Origin of the sequence: Lacticaseibacillus camelliae DSM 22697 = JCM 13995 (assembly GCF_001311195.1) — a bacterium.
GTDB classification, from domain to species: Bacteria; Bacillota; Bacilli; order Lactobacillales; family Lactobacillaceae; genus Lacticaseibacillus; species Lacticaseibacillus camelliae.
The window spans coordinates 24,805-43,097 of sequence record NZ_BBAJ01000015.1 but is presented as its reverse complement, the minus strand read 5'-3'; the positions used below and the strand labels follow the sequence as shown (position 1 = coordinate 43,097).

The 18,293-nt window shown below is 56.4% G+C and carries 13 protein-coding genes and 6 pseudogenes; 4 read left to right on the top strand and 15 right to left on the bottom strand.

Going from position 1 to position 18,293, the window contains the following annotated elements; all coding sequences use genetic code 11:
- Window positions 1–33: 33 nt before the first annotated feature.
- The 4 genes and pseudogenes from JCM13995_RS04485 to JCM13995_RS04470 form a co-directional block, all read right to left on the bottom strand.
- Complete coding sequence (locus JCM13995_RS04485) at window positions 34–447, bottom strand: helix-turn-helix domain-containing protein (protein ID WP_054662942.1); 414 nt, start codon at window positions 445–447, stop codon at window positions 34–36.
- Window positions 448–554: 107 nt separating this feature from the next.
- The gene (locus JCM13995_RS04480; RefSeq protein ID WP_054662939.1) at window positions 555–1,208 is read right to left on the bottom strand and encodes a TetR/AcrR family transcriptional regulator; all 654 of its coding nucleotides are present in this window, start codon (window positions 1,206–1,208) and stop codon (window positions 555–557) included.
- A gap of 8 nt (window positions 1,209–1,216) precedes the next feature.
- A pseudogene (locus tag JCM13995_RS04475) lies at window positions 1,217–5,479 on the bottom strand (acyl-CoA dehydratase activase-related protein).
- 22 nt (window positions 5,480–5,501) lie between these two features.
- Window positions 5,502–5,947: pseudogene (locus JCM13995_RS04470) on the bottom strand (flavodoxin).
- A 523-nt stretch (window positions 5,948–6,470) separates the two neighbouring features.
- On the opposite strand from JCM13995_RS04470, the pseudogene JCM13995_RS04465 reads away from it, so the two are divergent.
- Window positions 6,471–6,743, top strand: a pseudogene (locus JCM13995_RS04465) (HAD family hydrolase); the annotation flags it as partial.
- A gap of 105 nt (window positions 6,744–6,848) precedes the next feature.
- Entirely contained in the window at window positions 6,849–7,229 is a 381-nt protein-coding gene (locus JCM13995_RS04460; RefSeq protein ID WP_156314317.1) for an HAD family hydrolase, read from the top strand.
- Window positions 7,230–7,277: 48 nt separating this feature from the next.
- Here JCM13995_RS04460 and JCM13995_RS04455 read toward each other — a convergent pair whose 3' ends face one another.
- The 6 genes and pseudogenes from JCM13995_RS04455 to JCM13995_RS04430 form a co-directional block, all read right to left on the bottom strand.
- Entirely contained in the window at window positions 7,278–7,967 is a 690-nt protein-coding gene (locus JCM13995_RS04455; RefSeq protein ID WP_225350712.1) for an ABC transporter ATP-binding protein, read from the bottom strand.
- A gap of 23 nt (window positions 7,968–7,990) precedes the next feature.
- Window positions 7,991–10,240: an ABC transporter permease gene (locus JCM13995_RS04450; protein WP_054662928.1), complete on the bottom strand. Its 2,250-nt coding sequence runs from the start codon at window positions 10,238–10,240 to the stop codon at window positions 7,991–7,993.
- Window positions 10,237–10,488 (bottom strand): hypothetical protein, encoded by a 252-nt coding sequence (locus JCM13995_RS04445; protein ID WP_054662925.1) that lies wholly within the window; start codon window positions 10,486–10,488, stop codon window positions 10,237–10,239. Before JCM13995_RS04445 ends, JCM13995_RS04450 begins: the two co-directional genes overlap by 4 nt.
- A 169-nt stretch (window positions 10,489–10,657) precedes the next feature.
- Window positions 10,658–11,131 (bottom strand): S-ribosylhomocysteine lyase, encoded by a 474-nt coding sequence (locus JCM13995_RS04440; protein WP_054662922.1) that lies wholly within the window; start codon window positions 11,129–11,131, stop codon window positions 10,658–10,660.
- Between the two features lie 30 nt (window positions 11,132–11,161).
- Window positions 11,162–12,021 (bottom strand): annotated as a pseudogene (locus JCM13995_RS04435) (MetQ/NlpA family ABC transporter substrate-binding protein).
- Between the two features lie 357 nt (window positions 12,022–12,378).
- Window positions 12,379–13,308: a hypothetical protein gene (locus JCM13995_RS04430; protein WP_054662919.1), complete on the bottom strand. Its 930-nt coding sequence runs from the start codon at window positions 13,306–13,308 to the stop codon at window positions 12,379–12,381.
- Between the two features lie 139 nt (window positions 13,309–13,447).
- Between JCM13995_RS04430 and nrdI the strand changes: the two genes are divergently transcribed.
- Window positions 13,448–13,912, top strand: a complete 465-nt coding sequence (nrdI, locus tag JCM13995_RS04425) for a class Ib ribonucleoside-diphosphate reductase assembly flavoprotein NrdI (RefSeq protein ID WP_054662916.1) — start codon at window positions 13,448–13,450, stop codon at window positions 13,910–13,912.
- On the opposite strand, the pseudogene JCM13995_RS04420 reads toward nrdI, so the two are convergent.
- A pseudogene (locus JCM13995_RS04420) lies at window positions 13,909–14,831 on the bottom strand (alpha/beta hydrolase). The gene nrdI and the pseudogene JCM13995_RS04420 overlap by 4 nt on opposite strands.
- A 99-nt stretch (window positions 14,832–14,930) precedes the next feature.
- Here JCM13995_RS04420 and JCM13995_RS04415 point away from each other — a divergent pair.
- Window positions 14,931–15,371: a MarR family winged helix-turn-helix transcriptional regulator gene (locus JCM13995_RS04415; RefSeq protein WP_054662913.1), complete on the top strand. Its 441-nt coding sequence runs from the start codon at window positions 14,931–14,933 to the stop codon at window positions 15,369–15,371.
- Between the two features lie 110 nt (window positions 15,372–15,481).
- Here the strand turns inward: JCM13995_RS04415 and apf are convergent, their stop codons facing one another.
- The 4 genes and pseudogenes from apf to JCM13995_RS04400 all read right to left on the bottom strand — a co-directional run bounded on the left by apf (window position 15,482) and on the right by JCM13995_RS04400 (window position 18,285).
- Window positions 15,482–16,192 (bottom strand): aggregation-promoting factor, encoded by a 711-nt coding sequence (apf, locus tag JCM13995_RS04410; protein WP_054662910.1) that lies wholly within the window; start codon window positions 16,190–16,192, stop codon window positions 15,482–15,484.
- 279 nt (window positions 16,193–16,471) lie between these two features.
- Entirely contained in the window at window positions 16,472–16,723 is a 252-nt protein-coding gene (locus JCM13995_RS16730; protein WP_263849562.1) for an HAD hydrolase-like protein, read from the bottom strand.
- Window positions 16,623–17,123 carry an HAD hydrolase-like protein gene (locus tag JCM13995_RS04405; protein WP_263849561.1) on the bottom strand — a complete coding sequence of 167 codons (501 nt, stop codon included), beginning with the start codon at window positions 17,121–17,123 and terminating at the stop codon, window positions 16,623–16,625. The genes JCM13995_RS16730 and JCM13995_RS04405 overlap by 101 nt, the downstream gene beginning before the upstream one ends.
- Window positions 17,120–18,285 (bottom strand): annotated as a pseudogene (locus JCM13995_RS04400) (cation:proton antiporter). Before JCM13995_RS04400 ends, JCM13995_RS04405 begins: the two are co-directional and overlap by 4 nt.
- Window positions 18,286–18,293: the final 8 nt, after the last annotated feature.

Sequence of the window (18,293 nt, the reverse complement as noted above, 5' to 3'; positions counted from 1 at the left end):
CCGCAGCTTCGCTGTAGGAGTGCTTATACTTAGTCACATACTGACCACTTCAATTCGCTCTTCGAATGTTGTTTTCCGACTCATAGTGGGGACCTGCTTTCTGAACGGCGATGCCGTCAAAGTCTTGTCCTCATTATACTTGGAAAGCCATCTGCGGAGTTGTGCCGACGAGCGAAGACCGAAACGCATGGTCAGTTCAGTCAACGTACCTTCACCAGCTTGATAAGCCAACACCGCTGCCAGTTTGAGCGATGATGTATAGTGCTTATTCTTCCTAGCTTCACTGAGGCCTTCAAGACCATCACGCTCATATCGCTTCTGCCATCGAGCTAGCAGACAATGACCCAGACTGTGTTGACGCTCAAATGTCGTGGCTCCAAGACCTGACTGTCTGAATTCCTCCAGAAGAGCTAACTTCTCCTCTGCTGTGTACCTTGATCTAGGCATACAAATATCCCTCCATGATTGTCAGATGAATTATGATATTTCATCTGACAACCACAAAGGGATTATCGCAGCCGCATCCAAACGGCGCGAGATTTTTTTGTCTACGGTTACGCCTGGCCGCCGGTGAATGCCGGCAGTAGCGTCGCAACAATTTCTGCCGTGGTTTGCTCCACATCCAGTGACTCCTCAGACAGCATGATATTCGGCATGACATAGCCCAGCGCCAGACCGGAGACGCTGCGCACGATCCGCATCGTCGGCCAATCGTTCAACTCGCCGCTCTGGCGAAAATGATTCAGGATCGCATCCAGGCGCTGCTCGATCAGATCCTGCAACCGTGCCGTCAGCCGCGTGAGAATTTCCGGGTGCTTGCTGATTTCCTGCCCCATCACCCGCAGCGCCTCACGGTTTGCCATCGCAAAGCTCAGGCGGTTTGCCACGGCGTAGGAGAGCAACTCGGCAAACGATAACTCGGTGTGTGTCGCGAGATCCGTCAAAAACGCATCGGTCGCCTGTGGCAAAATCTGCGCTTCCAGCGGCGTCAGAATCACTCGCAGAATGCCTTCCTTCGTCTTGAACCGTTTCAGGACCGTGCCTTCGGCAACATGCGCGGCGCGCGCAATGTCTAAGGTCGTGGTGTTGGCAAACCCCTTTTGGGCAAACAAGGTGAGGCTGGCCTGAAGCACTGCCTGCTGTTTTGCCGATAACTCGCCAACAGTACTCGCAACGCTGCACGGGGCCACGATTTCTTGTTCTGTCATGATTCCTCCTACTGCGCCTGAGCCAGCGCCTGCTTCTTGGCAGTGGCCAGCATGAGGCGGATGCGGTTGAGCTGGTTCACAACGCTGGTGCCAGGATCGTAATCGATCGGGGCAATGTTGGCGCCAGGAAAACGGCGCCGCAGCTCCTTGACCATGCCCTTGCCGACCACGTGGTTCGGCAGGCACCCAAACGGCTGCATACAGATAATGTTGGGCGTGCCGTGCTTGAGCAGCTCGATCATCTCGCCAGTCAGGAACCACCCTTCACCCGTTTGGTTGCCCAGACTGAGCACCTTGCTAGCGTCATCGGCGATGGCATCAATGGCCTCGATGCCGTCAAACCGTTCAGAGGCGGTCAAGGCCTGCTGCAGCGGCTTTTCGCACCAGTCGATCAGCTGCATGGCAAACTTGGCGAACCATTTTGCTTTTGCGCTGGCCCCCAGGTGATCATAACGGTACAGCTGGTTGTACAGCGAGTAATTCATGAAACCGACGATGTCCGGCACGACGACTTCCGCGCCTTCACGTTCCAGCAGGTGGACCACGTCGTTATTCGCGATGGGCGAGTACTTGACCAGAATCTCGCCGACAACCCCCACGCGCGGCTTACGCCCTGCCTTGAGCGGCACGGTGTCAAAATCACGCACGATTTCGGCCACGTTGTGCTTGAACGCCTTGAAATTCCCCGCTTCGATCGACGGCCGCACCAGCTTCAGCCAGCCGGCGTGCATGTGGTCGATCGTTCCAGGCACTTTTTCATACGGCCGCGTGCGGTACACCACGCGCTCAAACAGGTCCCCGTACAAAAAGGCAATCGCCACCCGTTTCAGCAGTGCAGAGTGAAGCTGAAGCCTGGAGTTTCTTCGACCCCTTGGTTGCCCAGCGACAGTGACACCACCGGAATTTGCGGGAAGCCGGCGTCCGCCAGCGCCTTGCGAATCAGCGGAATGTAGTTCGTCGCGCGACACCCGCCGCCGGTTTGCGTCATCATCACGGCAGTTTTGTTCAGGTCATACTTACCGCTTTGCAGCGCCTCCAGCATTTGCCCAATCGAAATGATGGCCGGATAGCAGGCATCGTTGTTGACGAAGCGCTGGCCGACGTCAACGGCGGCACGGTCATCTGCAGGCAGGTTCACCACGTTGTAGCCTGACGCCTGCAAGGCGACATCCACCAGCCCCTGCTGATGAATCGGTGACATCATCGGCAGCAGCAGCGTGTAGCCCTGCTGTTGCATCTGCGGGGTGTAGTTGACCGGCGCCGGTGCTTCTGCCAGCACCTGTGGGCGAATGCGCCGCGTTTCGCGCTCACGCACCGCCGCCTTCAGGGAGCGCAGACGAATCCGAATCGCACCCATGTTAGTGCCTTCATCGATTTTCAGGCAAGTGTAGAGGCGGTTATGCTGGGTCATGATTTCTTCGATTTGATCGCTGTCGATGGCATCAATGCCGCACCCGAAGGAATTCAGTTGCACGAACTCCAGCTGGGGGAATTTCGCCGCGATTTCCGCCGCGGCGTATAGGCGTGAGTGGTACATCCACTGGTTGACCACTCGCAAACCCTTCACATCGCCGAGGTGCGCGATCGAATCTTCCGTCAGCACATGGAACCCTTCGGCCGTCATCAGCTGCGAAATGCCGTGATTGACTTCCGGATCCAAGTGATAAGGGCGCCCTGCCAGCACGATGCCGTGTTCGCCGGTTTCCTGAATCATGCGCAGGGTGTCTTCGCCGCGGTCTCGCGTCACCTGTTTGAAGTGTTCAAGTTCGGCAAACCCTGCATCCAGTGCCTCTGCAACTTCCGCCTTGGTGACGCCGAGGTCCTTGAAGCACTCGTATAGATTCTTCGCGGTTCCCTTACGATCGGCTAGGTTCAAATAAGGCGAACGGTAATCGACACTGCCGTTCACGATTTCGTCCACGTTATTGGCGATCACCGCCGGGTAAGACTGGACAATCGGGCAGTTAAAATGATTCTGGGCGGTTTTATCCTCGTTCACTTCGTAAACCACGGCCGGGTAGAAGATCCGCTTGCAGCCGCGATCGATCAGCGCCTGAATGTGCCCATGCACCTGCTTGGCCGGGTAGCACACCGTGTCGCTGGGAATGGTTTCCATGCCTTTTTCGTACTGCTTCTGGCTACCCTTGGGCGACAATTCCGCCCGGATGCCAAGCTTGGTGAAAAAGGTCTGCCACAGCGGGTAGTTCTCGTACATGTTCAACACCCGCGGCATCCCCAGCGTGCCGCGAGTCGCCAGCTTGCGGCGCAGCGGCCGGTACGCAAACAGGCGCTGATACTTTTCCTGCACCAGGTTGACCTTACCGTTGGACTTCGGCACGCGCAGCTTAAGCCGCGCGCCTCGCCGCGCTCGCACCGGTTGCCGGTGACAAACCGGCGGCCGTCGTTAAACACGGTAATGGTCAGCGCGCAATTGTTCTCACAGCCGCCGCAGTGCATGTATTCCTTGTTGAAACTGAGGTCATCCATGGCGGCAACGTCCAGCATCGTGGTCTGATCGCCGGCCTGGTAATTTTCTTGGGCAATCAGGGCCACCCCGTACGCACCCATCAGTCCGGCAATGTTCGGCCGCACCACCTCAACGCCGGCGATCTGCTCAAACGCGCGCAGCACCGCCTCGTTGTAAAAAGTACCGCCTTGGCAAACAATGTGCTGCCCCATGTCCTCGACGCGCCGCATTTTAATGACCTTAAACAGGGCGTTTTTGATAATCGACATGCTCAGGCCGGCGGCAATGTCACCGATCGTCGCGCCTTCTTTTTGCACCTGCTTGACCTTCGAGTTCATGAAGACCGTGCAGCGACTACCCAGGTCGCTCGGGTGCTTGGCCAGCAGTGCCGCCTGGGCAAAGTCGCGAATGTCGTAGTTCAAACTCGTCGCAAAAGTCTCTAAAAACGACCCGCAGCCGCTGGAGCAGGCCTCGTTCAACTTAATCGTTGAAAGAGCCTCATGACTGACGGTCATCGCCTTCATGTCCTGACCGCCGATGTCGAGGATAAAATCGACATCCGGCTCAAAATACCGCGCGGCCTTGTAGTGGGCGACGGTTTCCACCTCACCGATGTCCACATTCAACGCGTTTTTGATCAAATGCTCGCCGTACCCAGTCACGGCGACCTTGCCAATGGTGACCCCGGCCGGGAGTTTTGCGGTCATATCGCGCATAATTTGCTTGGTTTTCGCCAGCGGATCGCCGTCATTGGAGTCGTAATAGGTGTAAAGCAGCTTGTCGTCTTCGGAAATCAGCGCCACCTTGGTGGTCGTCGAACCCGCGTCAATCCCAAGAAACGCGGTGCCGCGATAGCTGGCCAAATCACGCGTGGCCACTTGAGCCTTGGCGTGACGCTTGCGGAACGCCGCCAGCTCTTGGTCGTCTTTAAACAGCGGCGGCAGGGAATGCGCCGGCTTCATCGCCGAGTCATCCCCATTTTCGAGGCGGTCTAATAACGTCGCCAGCGTGACCTGCGGTTGGTCATTGGCGTACAGTGCCGCGCCTTTCGCCACAAACAGCTGGGGATCGGCGGGAAAAATGACTTCGTCCGGCGTCAGGTTCAGCGTCTCAATGAAGCGCACCCGCAGCTGGTCCATGAAGTACAGCGGCCCGCCAAGAAACGCCACGTGGCCGCGGATTTTATGGCCCGCCGCCAACCCGGAAATGGTTTGGTTGACCACTGCCTGAAAAATGCTGGCCGCGATGTCGGCCTTCGCCGCGCCGTCGTTGATCAGCGGCTGCACGTCGGTTTTGGCAAACACCCCGCAGCGGCTGGCGATCGGGTAGATTTTGGTCGCGTCCTTGGCCATGTCGTTCAGACATTGGCGTCGGTTTTCAGCAGCGTCGCCATTTGGTCAATGAACGCACCGGTACCGCCGGCGCATGAGCCATTCATCCGCTGTTCCAAGCTGGCGCCAAAGAACGTGATTTTCGCGTCTTCGCCGCCCAGTTCAATGGCCACATCGGTTTCCGGGATCAACGTTTCTACCGTCTTGGTGCAGGCGATGACCTCTTGGATAAACTTCAGCTGCAGCAAATGCGCCAGCCCAATCCCGCCGGAACCGGTGATCGTGCACTGCACCACCGTCTGCGGGTCAAGCTCGGTCATTGCTTCCTTCAGCACACGGGCACTGGCCGCCTTGACGTCCGAGTAATGGCGCTCGTACCGCGCAAAAATCGTTTCGTGCTGGGCATTCATGATGACCAGTTTGACCGTGGTCGACCCGACGTCGATCCCTGCAACATACGACTCTTTTGGCATTCGACTACCTCATTTTCCGTGACTACAGCGCAACAATCGCACTGACGACCTGATCAAGTTGGGCAAAATCTGCCGCGTCGGGCTCAAGATCGATTTTGACTGACGACGCGACCTGCTTGGCCCCGGTTTGTTCAAACGCTGCGGTAAATAGATCGACGGCTGTGCAGAACTGGTCATAAGTTGAATCACCGCTTCCGCACACCGCATACTTGAGGTCCGGCAGTTCGAGTTCCTCTAGGTCTTCGTAGAAATCCATGCTTCTTCAGGCAATTCGCCATCGGTCACCCCAGAGTAGGTATACGACGCCACCACAGCGACGTCATAGTCGGCTAAATCGTCGGCCAGCGCCTGACTCATTTCTTCGACGTCAACGTCAGCGCCCCGTGCCTCCAATTGCGTTTTTAAATAGTCGGCAATGGCTTCATTATTACCAGTCAAACTTGCGTACACGATTTTAACTTTCGTCATCTTATCCTCCAGGCAATGTAATGTGAGTACTCACTCATTAATGCATGTTGAGCAGTGATTTTTCAAGCGAAATGTCTCACAATATCATGTGGCACAATTGATGGCGCAGCAATCGATAACAAGCATTCCCGTCGACTGCCACATCCGCATCGCCCGTCTACCGGATTGTCCATGCGCTCACAAATGTTTTTAAATTACCTGGTGGGATCCGTCGACAACATCCTGTAACACAAAAATAATCTAGGGTGCTGGCACACCTAGACCGAGGTGAAAAAAAGGGTTTCCGTGGTTGGTATCGCCTTGCCTTTAAAAAAATGAGGACGAATGCGATTGCCCCACGCGCGATTCTTCCTGGCTCGCACCGGTGGCATTGCGTTTGAACCGCGCCAATCGCACTGGACTTTAGTATAATGAAACCGCTTAGATTTGTACCCACAACAATTGTTAAAGGAAGGTCACTCATGTCACCTTACACTGTTTTCATGGATATCGATGGGACGCTCGTTGGCGAAAGCAGTATCCCAGCAAGCGCGTTGTCGAGACCATCGCCAAATACCGCGCGCAGGGGCACCGCTTCTTCATCGCCTCCGGCCGGCCGCTGTTTTCCGCCACCATGATGGCCGACCGCATCGGTCCGGACCTGGACATTATCTGCTCCAACGGCACGGTCACGCGCATTGGCGGCAAGGTCGAGGCCCAGCACCTATCGACTAATGCACTGGAGGGGATTTGGCGAGTCGCCAAGAAGTACCAACTGCCGCAGTACTTTTCACGCTCGAAAAAGTACTTTACTTAACGCCACTGCCTGCCGCCGTCTCCGCTGACGGCAAAAACCGCATCGCCGGCGAAGACCCCCACAAATACGTGGCCATCGACACTCTCGAACAGCTGCGGGCAAACAGTGGCAAGATTATCAACGCCATCGCCATCGACCCCGACCTGGAAAAAAATCGCCCGCGCTCGCGTCGAGATGAACGCCCTGCCCGATGTGGATGCCTCAAGTTCCAATATCGACAACATCGAAATCACGGCTCACGGCGTCAACAAGGCCACGGCAATCATGCGCGTGTGCCGAGAGCTCAACCAGCCGCTGGCGCGCACCATGGCGTTCGGCGACGGCTCCAATGACCTGGAAATGTTAAAAACCGTGCACTACGGCATCGCCATGGGCAACGCCAACGACCAGGTGAAGGCCGCCACCAAGTTCCACACCGTCGACCTGGCGCATGATGGCGTGGCGGTTGCGCTGGATAAGTTTCTCGGCAGCCAAGAACAAAATTAATTTCAGTATCATAAAAGCCCGGCAAAATCGCTGGGCTTTTTGTTTACTCTAAGGTTCGAGCAGCTTCTCATCCACGGCGAAGAGCTCATCGTACTTCTGCTGCAGATCGATGGCCGCCGTCTGGAAGGTCTGGAGGTGAGCGTCCTTCAGGAACATCACGCTATCGGCCATCGTGGTCACGTTACCCAGCTGATGCGAGGACATCAGGATGCTCTTACCCTGCCCCTTCAGTTGCGAAAAGACGCGCGTGAACAGCTCGATGCTGGTTGGATCTAGGCCGTTCAGTGGCTCGTCAAACAGCAGAAGGTCGGCGCCGGAAATCAGGTACATCCCCAGCAGCACATGCTGCTTCATGCCCAGCGACATGCTGGCCACCCGCTTCTTGCGGTACTTGTCCATACGCAGCACCTTGACGACACGGTCGACCGATAGCTGCCCGCCCCACACGTCCTTCACGTAGCCAAACAGCTCGTTGGGATTGAGACCCTCGTATAGCCTAGTGGAATCCTCTAGGAAAAAGAGGTGCTTCAAAAACTCCTGCCGGTCGTGCCAGGAATCGTGGCCAAGCAGACTGACAGTACCGTGCTTAGGACGCAGCAACCCGGTCACATTGCGCAACAAAGTGCTTTTCCCGGTGCCGTTCGGGGCCACGAGGCCAACGATGGTGCCCGCCTCGATCGTAAAGCTCAGGTCATCGAGGATCGGCTGCTTACCATAATTAAAGGAAAGGTTTTTCACTTCAAGCAAGAGACTCACTCCTTTCACGCGGCCTGGCGCCGGTAGACGACAACGTGGCCGGCAATCAGGAAGACCGCCGCCCAGGCGAATAGCACCGTTAGTCCCAACAAGCCCTGGCCACCGAATGGCCCGGCAGGATAGGTCTCCTGACTATCCATTAGCATCCAACTGATGTCGGTGTGACTGCCAGGCAGAACCTGCAACACCCCTGAAAGGGACGGCAGCCACTGCATGACAGTCCGGCTCGGCAGCATGACCACGGCGGCCAAGGCGAGCACAGTGGTGATCAAATTGGCGTGCCACTGCTTGAGCAGCAGCGCCAGCCCCGTCAGCATCAAGCTCACCGCAAGCAGGCCCAGCAGGTAGAAGGCCAGCGCCTTGAGTACCGGCACGATGATGGCACGCGTATCAGCTTTAAAGTCGACCCCAGAGCCCGAGAAGAATGCGGTCTGCCACGAGCCCATCCCACCCCGCGCGATGACGGGCACCGCCATCAGCATCAATGCCAGCAGCACCATGCCAAACGTGGTCAGGCCGATGACCACCTGCTGATTGAGCAGCACCCGATTCGCGCGCATGGGCAGAAGGGCGGCGAACTCGTCACGTTTGCCGCGCCCCATGGTGGTCAAGAAGGCGACCAGCACCGCAAGCGCCAGCACGATGTACGTGCTGTTACCAAAATACATCACTTGGTTCAGGAGATAATTGGTGAACGGCGTCTGGGTATCAACAAAATCATAGAACGGGACGTGATGCGCTGCAAGGTACTCGTACTTGGGGGCGCGCATGTCAGTAGCGGCGAAAAAGGCGGCCACTGCCTTGGGATAGGCGACCCGATCGCCCGCGTTGACCGCCGCGGTCACTTTTTCCGCCAACGGCAAGAGCTTCTTGGCCTGCTGGTAGTTCATGACCGTGGGCGGCGCCTTGGGGCCGGCTTTAATCACGCGCCGGATCGTCGCTAAATCGCGCGATTCCATCACGGTGATGGCATCGTCGCGCAGGATGGCAGCGGGAGTGCCTCGGGCCACCATCGACCGCGCAGCATCGGCATTAAGAAAAGCATCGTCATCACCAGCGGAATCAGCCAGATCGTGGGCCGCTTTAGGGCGAGCAGCCACTCCCATTTTTGTTGTTTCATCGCGTTCTCCTTCTATAGTCGTTGTCGCCGCGTCGCAACAATCAAGCTCAAACCGCCCAGCACTGCCGCCCAGCCGGCCAGGATCAGCGGCCCCCAGCCCGGGGCAAGAATCCCCACGGTCCCTTGAGGCAACAGAGTCGCTGCGGGGTCCAGGTACGGGAACGGCGCCCAGGGGCCAAGCTGAAGCGTTGGGCCAAAAACGCACAACCCCGCGAGCAGCAGTAACACCACAAAGTAATTGCGGATGAACTGCTGCAGCAAACTGTTCACTGCCGCCATGAAGCCAATAGCGCCAAAATGCTGAGCAAAAACAGTAGCACAAACCGGCCGGCGTCATCACTTGGACGGCTTGGCCCGCCGGGGCAAAGGCCAGCGGATAGCGCACATCCCCAAAGCCACTGGTGAGCACAGGAATCACCAGCGCCAGTGCGAACACGGCAATCGTGGTCACAGCGGCGATAAACCAATAAACCAGTTGCTTGGCCAAAAGGATCGTTTCCTGCCGCACTGGCACCAGCGCCGTGACCTCACCGACGCGGCTGCGCTTATCCCAAATCAGATAGTAACTGCTCCACACCGCGATAAACAGCAGCAGCCAAAGTGCTGGCACCCCGCGCTGTAGCGTGCGCGCAAGGGCCAGGCTAGCCGGCAGATTAGTCGCGGCCGCCGGCATAAAAACTTGATGGCGTTCAATCAAGATTTTTAGTACCGCATAGTCTTCTCGGGCCGGCAGTACGTCTATCGGTGTGCCACCGGTGTCGACATAGACCCGGCCGGCCTTGATCTGCGCCACCATCGACCGGCGCAGGCGGTACATCAGCTGAGTGAGGCGCCATGGCGACGCCTGGTTCTCAATGGCCGAAGTCAGCGCATAAAGCTGGTCTTGCTCCTTGCGCAGGTCCTCCTGAGTCGGCCGGGCCCCTTTTGCATCGGCTTTGTCCGGTGCCTTCTTCTGCAGCTTGGTATCCGCCTTCATCAGTTCTTGGAGTGCCGGCACTTCCACGTCGTAACCACTGCTTGGCGCCAGGCGCGCGGTGTTGGGCCACATGAGAAGTAAGGCGAACACGAGCGCGAAGCCCAGCCAGCCCCAGTCGCGCACCACGCGCAGCCACTCAAAGCGAATTTGTCGGCTCATTGCAGCCGCCTCCTTTGACCGAGGCTTAGCCATAACCAGGCTACGGCCAAGATTCCGACGGTCCAAGTCAGCAGCACTGCGATGCCACCGCCAACTGAAAGCTGAGGCCAGCTCGCATCACGAAGTAAGAGCGGCGCCGACTGCCATTGCCGCAACGACACAAACAACACCAATAAATCCAGCAACAGGCCGACCAGTCCCCGCTGCCAAGGTTGCTTCTTCCATTCCAGCCCCACCAAATGTGTCATCGTACTTCCCCCACTGACCGCGTGCCCCAAAAACTAAGAATTTTTCTCATTATACTACGATTAATTAATCATATGCTCATTTTCGTAAAAAGTATTAAGCGCTTACAGTCCGGGATAAAAAAAATGGCGCCACCGCGAACGGTGACGTCTGCACGATAACAACTGGCTGTTAAACTTCGTGGCGCTCGAACGGATCGTCGGAGATGCCGCGGCTGAGGATCAGCTTCGCCCATTCCTTGGCGGAAAAGAGGCTGTGATCCTTGTAGTTGCCGCAGGACTTGATGGTCGTGCCTGGCACATCGTCCCAGGTCACGTCGTTCGCGATGGCTTCCAGACTGGACTTCAGGGCCTTGGCCACTTCCGTCGTGCTGTGCTCGCCCCAGGTGATCAGATGGAACCCGGTGCGGCAGCCGAACGGCGAGCAGTCGATAACGCCGTCCATGCGGTCGCGCAGCAGACTGGCCAGCAGGTGCTCGATGGTGTGCAGACCCGCCGTATCGATTGCGGCCGTGTTCGGCTGCACGAGGCGCAAATCGTAGTTCGAAATTGTGTCGCCTTTTTGGCCGTGCTCCTCAGTAATCAAACGGACATAGGGTGCCTTGACCTTCGTGTGATCCAACGTGAAACTTTCAACTTTAGCCATAAATAATGCCTCCTAATATTTTTAGAACAGTCACTCGAGCTCACTGATCGGTTCTTTGACCTCAACTTTGGTGCCATCAAACTTTTGCTTCAACCAAGACTGGATGGCTGGCTTGCGGAACAAGGTGACTAACTTCTGGTACTGCTTGTTGTCCTTTTGGCTGGCGCGGGTGGCCAAAATATTGACGTTGCCCTTAGTGGTCTTGTCAACCTTCTCATGGTACAACGAGTCTTTCAGAACATTCAAGCCGCCTTGGAAGGCAATGGTGTTATTGATCAGCACCAAGTCCAAGTCCTTCATCACGCGTGGCCCAGTCGTATCGTCGATTTCTTTGAACTGCAACCCCAACGGATTTTTCGTCACGTCTTTAATGGTGCCAAGCGCGTTGAACCTTTTTTGAGCTTGATCAATCCCGCCTGTTGAAGCAGTAACAACTGCCGCGACTCGTTTGCCGGGTTGTTCGCGATACCGACCGTTGCGCCATGGGGAATCGCCTTCAGGGACTTGATCTTTTGCGAATAGATCCCGGTGGGCTCCATGTAGGTCGTCCCTAAGGCGACCAGTCGTTTACCCTTGGCCTGGGTCCGGTTGAAACTCTTGAAGTAATCCCACGACTGGAACGCATTGACGTCAATCTCACCTTCCTGCGTGGCGCGATTCAACTGCACCCCATCGCTGAAGGACTGCACTTGAATTTTTAACCCTAACTGCTTAGCCGCCTGACTCTTGGCGATGTGCTGCCAAGCCGCGACATCTGATCCAACTGAGCCCACCTTGATCACTTTGTCTGCGCTGCCAGTTGCTTGCGCGTGGTGCTGCTGAACGCAACCAGCTAGCAGCACTGTCAGTCCGGCGGCTAGGACCAGCAAAGGCCTGACCCATTTCTTCATCTTGTTTCCCCCTTTGCAACAGTCTTTCATCGCAAGTTGATTTCTAACCGCGCGCAAAAAAACGCCCCTTGATCCAACGTTCAGTTAGACCAAGGGGCGATTGATCGCGGTGCCACCCTTGTTTGCGAAAAAGCTTCGCCTCTAGATACCTGTTGATACCCGGCAATGTAACGGTTGCACCCGGCCCCACGGCGTGAACCGTGAAGCAGCTATTTGGAGCTCATCTTCGTCAACTTGCGACGCACCCTTTTACACCGGCCGGGTTCTCTAAATCGCCGCGCAATGACTACTCTTCTCCGCAAAGCACATAGTAGAAATCAACTTTAGGGCCATACTAGCCCCGTTTTTTTCATCGTGTCAACAGCGTTTTCTAATTTTTTTTGCCACTTCTTCTGCACGCCGGCGGGCGGTCATGCGCATGATTGCCGCCGCGATCGACATCGCGATCCCGATGATCAATATCACGCCTGCCAAGATGCGCCAGGTCGGCGCGGCCGCCGCCTGAATCTGCTCGATGACAATCTGACTGATCCCACCAAGGCGAATGTACTGCGCAAGCGCGGGAATTGAAGCGACCAGCGCACCCAGCCCGGCCAGGATGGCAATGCTGTAAGTCAGGCGGCCGGTCACGCGCAGCCAGCGCTCCCAGGAATGCGAACAAATCCGCATCACCGTTAAGACAATGACTCCTAAAATTGCCCCGACGATGGCCGCGGTTTGACAAATCAGCACCATCATTGGGTACGCGATGCCGACCCCGTGCATCATCATCGTGTCGAGAATCATTTCGTTGTAGTGCGCGGCGATGGCCTTTTCAACGGACACGCGCACCTCACCGGAATACTTAGGATCAACGTGCTTGGCCGCGACCGCCAGCCGCTGGTTCAGGGGCTTGAGCAGCGGCTCCAGGGTCATGTTGCTGGGGTCAGCCTTGTTAATGTACGCCGGGTCGACCCATTTGCTGTGAGCCGGCACGTCGCCGAAGTTGGCGCTGATGGCGAGCCCGGTTTCCAGCCCGTGCTTGAGCGCCTGCGGATCGATCAGCTGCGTCGTTTGGGGCAAATCAACGCCGGCCTTGGCCGCCTGTTTCAGGGCGCTTTTGTTCATCGTCTCCTGCAGGTTGGTCAAGCTCTGCCGGTTGGTGACGGCCTGGATCATTTTATCCGTGTTGCCAAACGTCATCGCAAACCCTAGTCCCACGCCAAAAATGACGAGCACCACGCAGTAGATTAAGCCAAAAAGCATCAGCCAGCCGCGACTGACCGCCGTGTACCGATTTCGTGCCATAAATGTCCCTCCACGACCATTATACCGAAGTCGGCCGGTCAATGTCGGACCACATATAGTGTTCACAGTGGTCCGCCGCCACTACCCGTTGGGTTCGATTCGTGTTACATTAGACGCATAGCGAAATTAACAAAGGAGCCTGACTGTGATCAACCTCTTATACATCTCCATTTCCGGCAATACCAGAGCGTTCGCCAACCATCTTGCCGAATACGCCAAAACGCAGCACCAGGCAAACGCGGAACAACCACTGATCCATTTGGAGGAGGTCTCCGACGCCACCCAAAACGAAGGCGAAACGGCGCCTTACTTTGTGATGATCCCCACGTACTTGGACGGCGGCAACGGGATTGACAACGGCTTTCACGAGCTGATGACCACGGCGATGGGCGACTACCTGCGCGAACCCGGCAACGCCGCGTGGTGCCGCGGCATTATCGGCTCGGGCAATCGCAACTTTAACGAGCAGTACTGCCTGACGGCCAAAGAATACTGCAAGGAATTTAATGTTCCGTTCCTGGCCGACTACGAGCTGCGCGGCACCGATAAAGACGCCAGCCGCATTTACGCCATCCTAGTCAAAGTCGCCCAGGCTGACGCTTAACGCCAGTGAGCATTGAACCAGCCCACCACGCGCGCCTGGTAACGCTGCGGTTGCATTTTCAGACTCTGGGCATGCCCGGCTTTGGGCACGATCCAGAGCTTTTTCTCGCTATGATCGGCGGCGTATTCACGATGCACCATGCTGGTTGGCACGAAGGTGTCCTTGGCCCCGTGGATGAAAAAGATGGGCCGACTGTTGTGGTTCAGCGCGGCGATAGTCGAGGCGGCAAACACGTTGTACCGGCCTTAACGCTTGCCGTCAGCGCCACCGCGGGAATCAACGGGTAGCGCGGCAGGGAAAACAGTTCCCGGCCCTGGGCCGCCAGCTCGTCCATGATACTGGTGTAACCGCAGTCCTCAACAATGGCGACCACCTGCTTGGGCAATTTTTCACCGCTCAGATACATCACCGTTGCCCCACCCATCGAGACGCCGTAAAAACCGATTTGACTGTTGGGGCCCACGCGCCGGATCACCCGGTTGATCCACTTCAGGTAGTCCAGCCGGTCCGCGTAGCCATACCCAATGTAATTGCCTTGCGACTGGCCATGGCCGCGGTCATCCGGCGCCAGAACGTTGAAGCCCGCTTCATGAAAGAATTCGATCTGGCGCGCCATGTCCTCCTTAGTATTCATGTAGCCATGGGCGACGACAATCGTTTTGGCGGTCGCCTGTGTTGCGGGGACCCAGTCGGCAACCAGTTGCAGGTTCGAGCCAGCGGCCGTTTCTCTCCAAGTTTGCTTATTGATGCGGTGCAGCCAGTTCTGTGCCTGCGCCACTGCCGGCTCAGTCTTGTTACTGAGAAAAGTTTTGCGGCTGGGAACAAAGGCATAGTTGTAGAAGTATAGCGACGCACCGGCCATCGCAGCAACAATGACCATCCCGAGGCTGCTCAAGAGAATTGTCCATTTGCGTTTCATTATGGGTCTCCAATCGATCAAATTTTCCAGCGATAATGGTTGGCGAACAATGCAATTTACGTTAGACTTATGGTAATGATACGGAGGAGGCACCAACCCATGAACGAAAAAGCGTTACGCGCCGGCTTCATCGACATTTACTTTGGTCTGATCAAGCACGTTGAGGCGGATCTTTCCCGCCCGCTGGAAGACTTTAAGCTATCGTTTGAACAATACCAGATAATGACCGACCTTGCCAACAACGAGGCCACGACGCTAACTGACATCGTCAAACGGCGCAAGGTGACCAAACCGGCAATTGCCCGGCAGCTCCGAGTCCTGCGCGACCTGGGTTACGTCTCCCAAACCACTGCCAAGGACGACCACAGGCGCCGCATTCTCCAGCTCACGCCCCTTGGCAAGCGCATCGAGGCCGAGGCCACCAAGGCCTCCAATGCGGCCTTCGACCAGTGGGTCCAAATTCTCGGCGAGGATAAGCTGCTTGCGCTGCTCACCATGCTGCAAGACGCCGAGAATCAACTTCATCAGACGCAACATTAAACGCAAAAGACGCGATCTCGCTAACTGCTGGGATCGCGTCTTTTATCTTGGCAGCAAAAACACCGAAACCCATAACCGGTTTCGGTGTCAACTTAAGTGGCAAATTAAGCTTAGTACCAGCCGTACGCGTTGGAGTGCGCCAAGGCGTTGGACCAGCTGCCGTAACGGCTGGCCACGTACTGATCAGCGACGCGTTCCTGATTTGCGGCAGAGTAATCGCCGTGCAGGTATGAATTGCTGAGCTGATACTTGCCAATATACTGGCCGTTGCGCGCGCCGTATGAACCACCGGATTCACGCTGGGCAATGGCGGCCTTAGCGGCGGCTTCACTGCCAGTGGCAGAGCTAGAATAACTGGTTGCCCGCGGCGTGGTGCGAGGTGCGCTGTAGGTCTTTGACACCGTGGCCGTGCGAGGCTGCGGTTGCGCCGCCTGCGTGGTTGTTCTCGCGGCAGGGGCACTGGTTGAAGAAGCAGCGGTCCCAGTCAGCTTCAGGACCTGGCCCACAATCAGCAGGTTAGGATTTTGAATGTTGTTGAAGCTGATCAGATTTGACTGACTAACACCAGTGCTGGACGCAATGTCCGACAGCGTGTCGCCGGCCTTAACGGTGTAAGTCTTAGGCGCGGCTGGCTTGGCTGGAGCCTTCGTCACAGTCAGGACCTGGCCGACGTGGATCAGGTTCTTATTCGCCAACTGATTGGCGACAGCCAGCTTGTCGGCGTTTGTGTTGATGGCTGCGGCAATCGCAGACAGGGTGTCACCCGCTTTAACCACGTACTCATCGGTGGTAGCCGCATCAGTGGTATTGGCGTGGCCCATGACCACTGCTGTGCTTAGTGCTGCTGCCGTTGTGAAGAGCCATGCTAAATGTGAGTTTTTGATAATTGTTCACTCCTATATGTTCGTCCAGTAACAATTCAACATTTACCATGTTAACGACTTAAGGTCACAGGGAAGCCACAGGAATGTTACGATTAATCGTAAATTTGTCTTATTGTCATGAAAATGTCGCATAACTGGGTCAAAATTCAATTTTTTGCCTCAAAAACGCAAAAAAAAGCGCCTGCCCGCAATGTGACAGACGCAAACCCAATTCTGTTACAAAAGCGCGGCCACCCCGCTAGGCAGTTCGGCCGGTGCAGCGATCACAGCAGTGGCGTGGGCCTGACGCAATTCGGCCAAATCGCCGAAGCCGTACGTCACCCCCAGCGTTTTGACGTGGTTGTTGGCCCCACCGATCATATCAGTGTCACGGTCGCCAATCATCAACGACTGCTGGCGGTCCGCACCACTTTCCTGTAGTGCGTATTCCAGTACCGCTGTTTTGGAGGAGCGCTCCCGCTCGTCCATCGTGGCGCCGTACAGCCCAGTAAAGTAGCGGTTCAGCAAAGCGCTCGGCAATTTGGGTCACCATCGGTTCGGGCTTCGCCGACGCAATATTCAACTGGTACCCCGCGTGCAGCAACCGGTCCAAGGCGTCCAAAATCCCGGGGTAAAGCGTCTGTTGAAAAATGCCTTTTGCCAGGTAAAACTCGTGATAATACTGAATCGTTTGGTCGACCTCGGCCGCCGACAGCGCCGGATAGTATTTGTTAAGGCTACTGCCCAGCGACGGGCCGATGAACTGGCGGTAAGTGTCGTCATCAAGCAGCGGCAGGTGCTGTTTTTGAATCATGTAATGAATACTATTGATGATTCCTTCCTGAGAATCGGCAATGGTGCCGTCTAAGTCAAAAAACAGAGTCTTCAAGCATTTTCCTCCTGTGCACGGTGACGGTTCAAAGCATCTTTCAGCATGAATGGCGCAATCAGAGTGGTCAAAATGATGACAATGATCACGCTGGAATAAAAATCGCGGTGCAGCAAATTTGCGTCAAAGCCAATTTGGGCAACAATCAGCGCCATCTCACCCCTGCTGACCATCCCCGCACCAATGATATTGGCCTCGTGCCAGGACATCCCAGATAGCTTCGCCCCGGCGCCGCAGCCGACCCACTTGGTCAAAAGCGCCAACACGGTCATGATGAGAATGAACCAGAAATCCCGGCCGATGCTGTCCAGGCGCATGTTCATGCCGATTGAAACAAAGAACACGGGAATGAATACGGCGTACCCGATGGACTCAAGCGCCTTGTCCACCTCGGCGCGGTACTTGGTTTCGCTGACGGCGACCCCGGCAAAAAAGGCGCCGATGACCGCGGACAGGCCGAACAAATCCGCCAGGTAGGCCATGCCCAAGCACAACAGCAGTGACCCAATCGTCACCGACGAGCTGGGCAGCAGGCGCTCCGCGAGGTGCATCACAAACGGTGCCAGCCACTTGACCACCAGGAAAATCAGCCCGAAGTAAACGACTTCCTCCAGCAGCGTCAGCCACAACGGGGCCGTGCTCTTGGCGTTGCCGGTGCCGAACACGCTGACGGCCACGCTCAGAATGATCACCGTCAGGATGTCGTCGACCACCGCAGCGCCCAAAATTGTGGCGCCGCTTTTGCTATCTAAGGCATCCAGTTCCTTGAGCACCTCCACCGAAATCGAAACCGACGTTGCGGCGTAGGTAATGCCCAGAAAAGCGGCGGCAACAAACGAGAAGCCCCACAGCTCGGCAAACACGAAGATGGTCACGACCGGGACAATGACGCCGATCACCGCCACCAGCACCCCAGGCCGAAAATACTTTTTCAGCAACGTGAGGTCACTTTCTAGGCCGGCGATGAACATCAGCAGCACCACCCCGATTTCCGAGAACTCGCTGATCATGGTGCTGGGATGGATCCAGTTGAGCACGCGGGGCCAAACAGGATGCCGGCAAGCAGCTCGCCGATCACCGCCGGGATCCCGAGCTGTAGACTAAAATGGCTTAAAATCAGCGTGGCAAACAGGATCAGCGCCAGTGTCCCCAAATAGCCCATATGTCCTC

Bases quoted from the DNA above. Each gene is read 5' to 3' on its own strand.
- JCM13995_RS04485 (WP_054662942.1), bottom strand. From the start codon at position 447: ATGCCTAGATCAAGGTACACAGCAGAGGAGAAGTTAGCTCTTCTGGAG.
- JCM13995_RS04480 (WP_054662939.1), bottom strand. From the start codon at position 1,208: ATGACAGAACAAGAAATCGTGGCCCCGTGCAGCGTTGCGAGTACTGTT.
- JCM13995_RS04450 (WP_054662928.1), bottom strand. From the start codon at position 10,240: ATGAGCCGACAAATTCGCTTTGAGTGGCTGCGCGTGGTGCGCGACTGG.
- JCM13995_RS04445 (WP_054662925.1), bottom strand. From the start codon at position 10,488: ATGACACATTTGGTGGGGCTGGAATGGAAGAAGCAACCTTGGCAGCGG.
- JCM13995_RS04440 (WP_054662922.1), bottom strand. From the start codon at position 11,131: ATGGCTAAAGTTGAAAGTTTCACGTTGGATCACACGAAGGTCAAGGCA.
- JCM13995_RS04430 (WP_054662919.1), bottom strand. From the start codon at position 13,308: ATGGCACGAAATCGGTACACGGCGGTCAGTCGCGGCTGGCTGATGCTT.
- JCM13995_RS04415 (WP_054662913.1), top strand. From the start codon at position 14,931: ATGAACGAAAAAGCGTTACGCGCCGGCTTCATCGACATTTACTTTGGT.
- apf (WP_054662910.1), bottom strand. From the start codon at position 16,192: ATGGGCCACGCCAATACCACTGATGCGGCTACCACCGATGAGTACGTG.
- JCM13995_RS16730 (WP_263849562.1), bottom strand. From the start codon at position 16,723: ATGGACGAGCGGGAGCGCTCCTCCAAAACAGCGGTACTGGAATACGCA.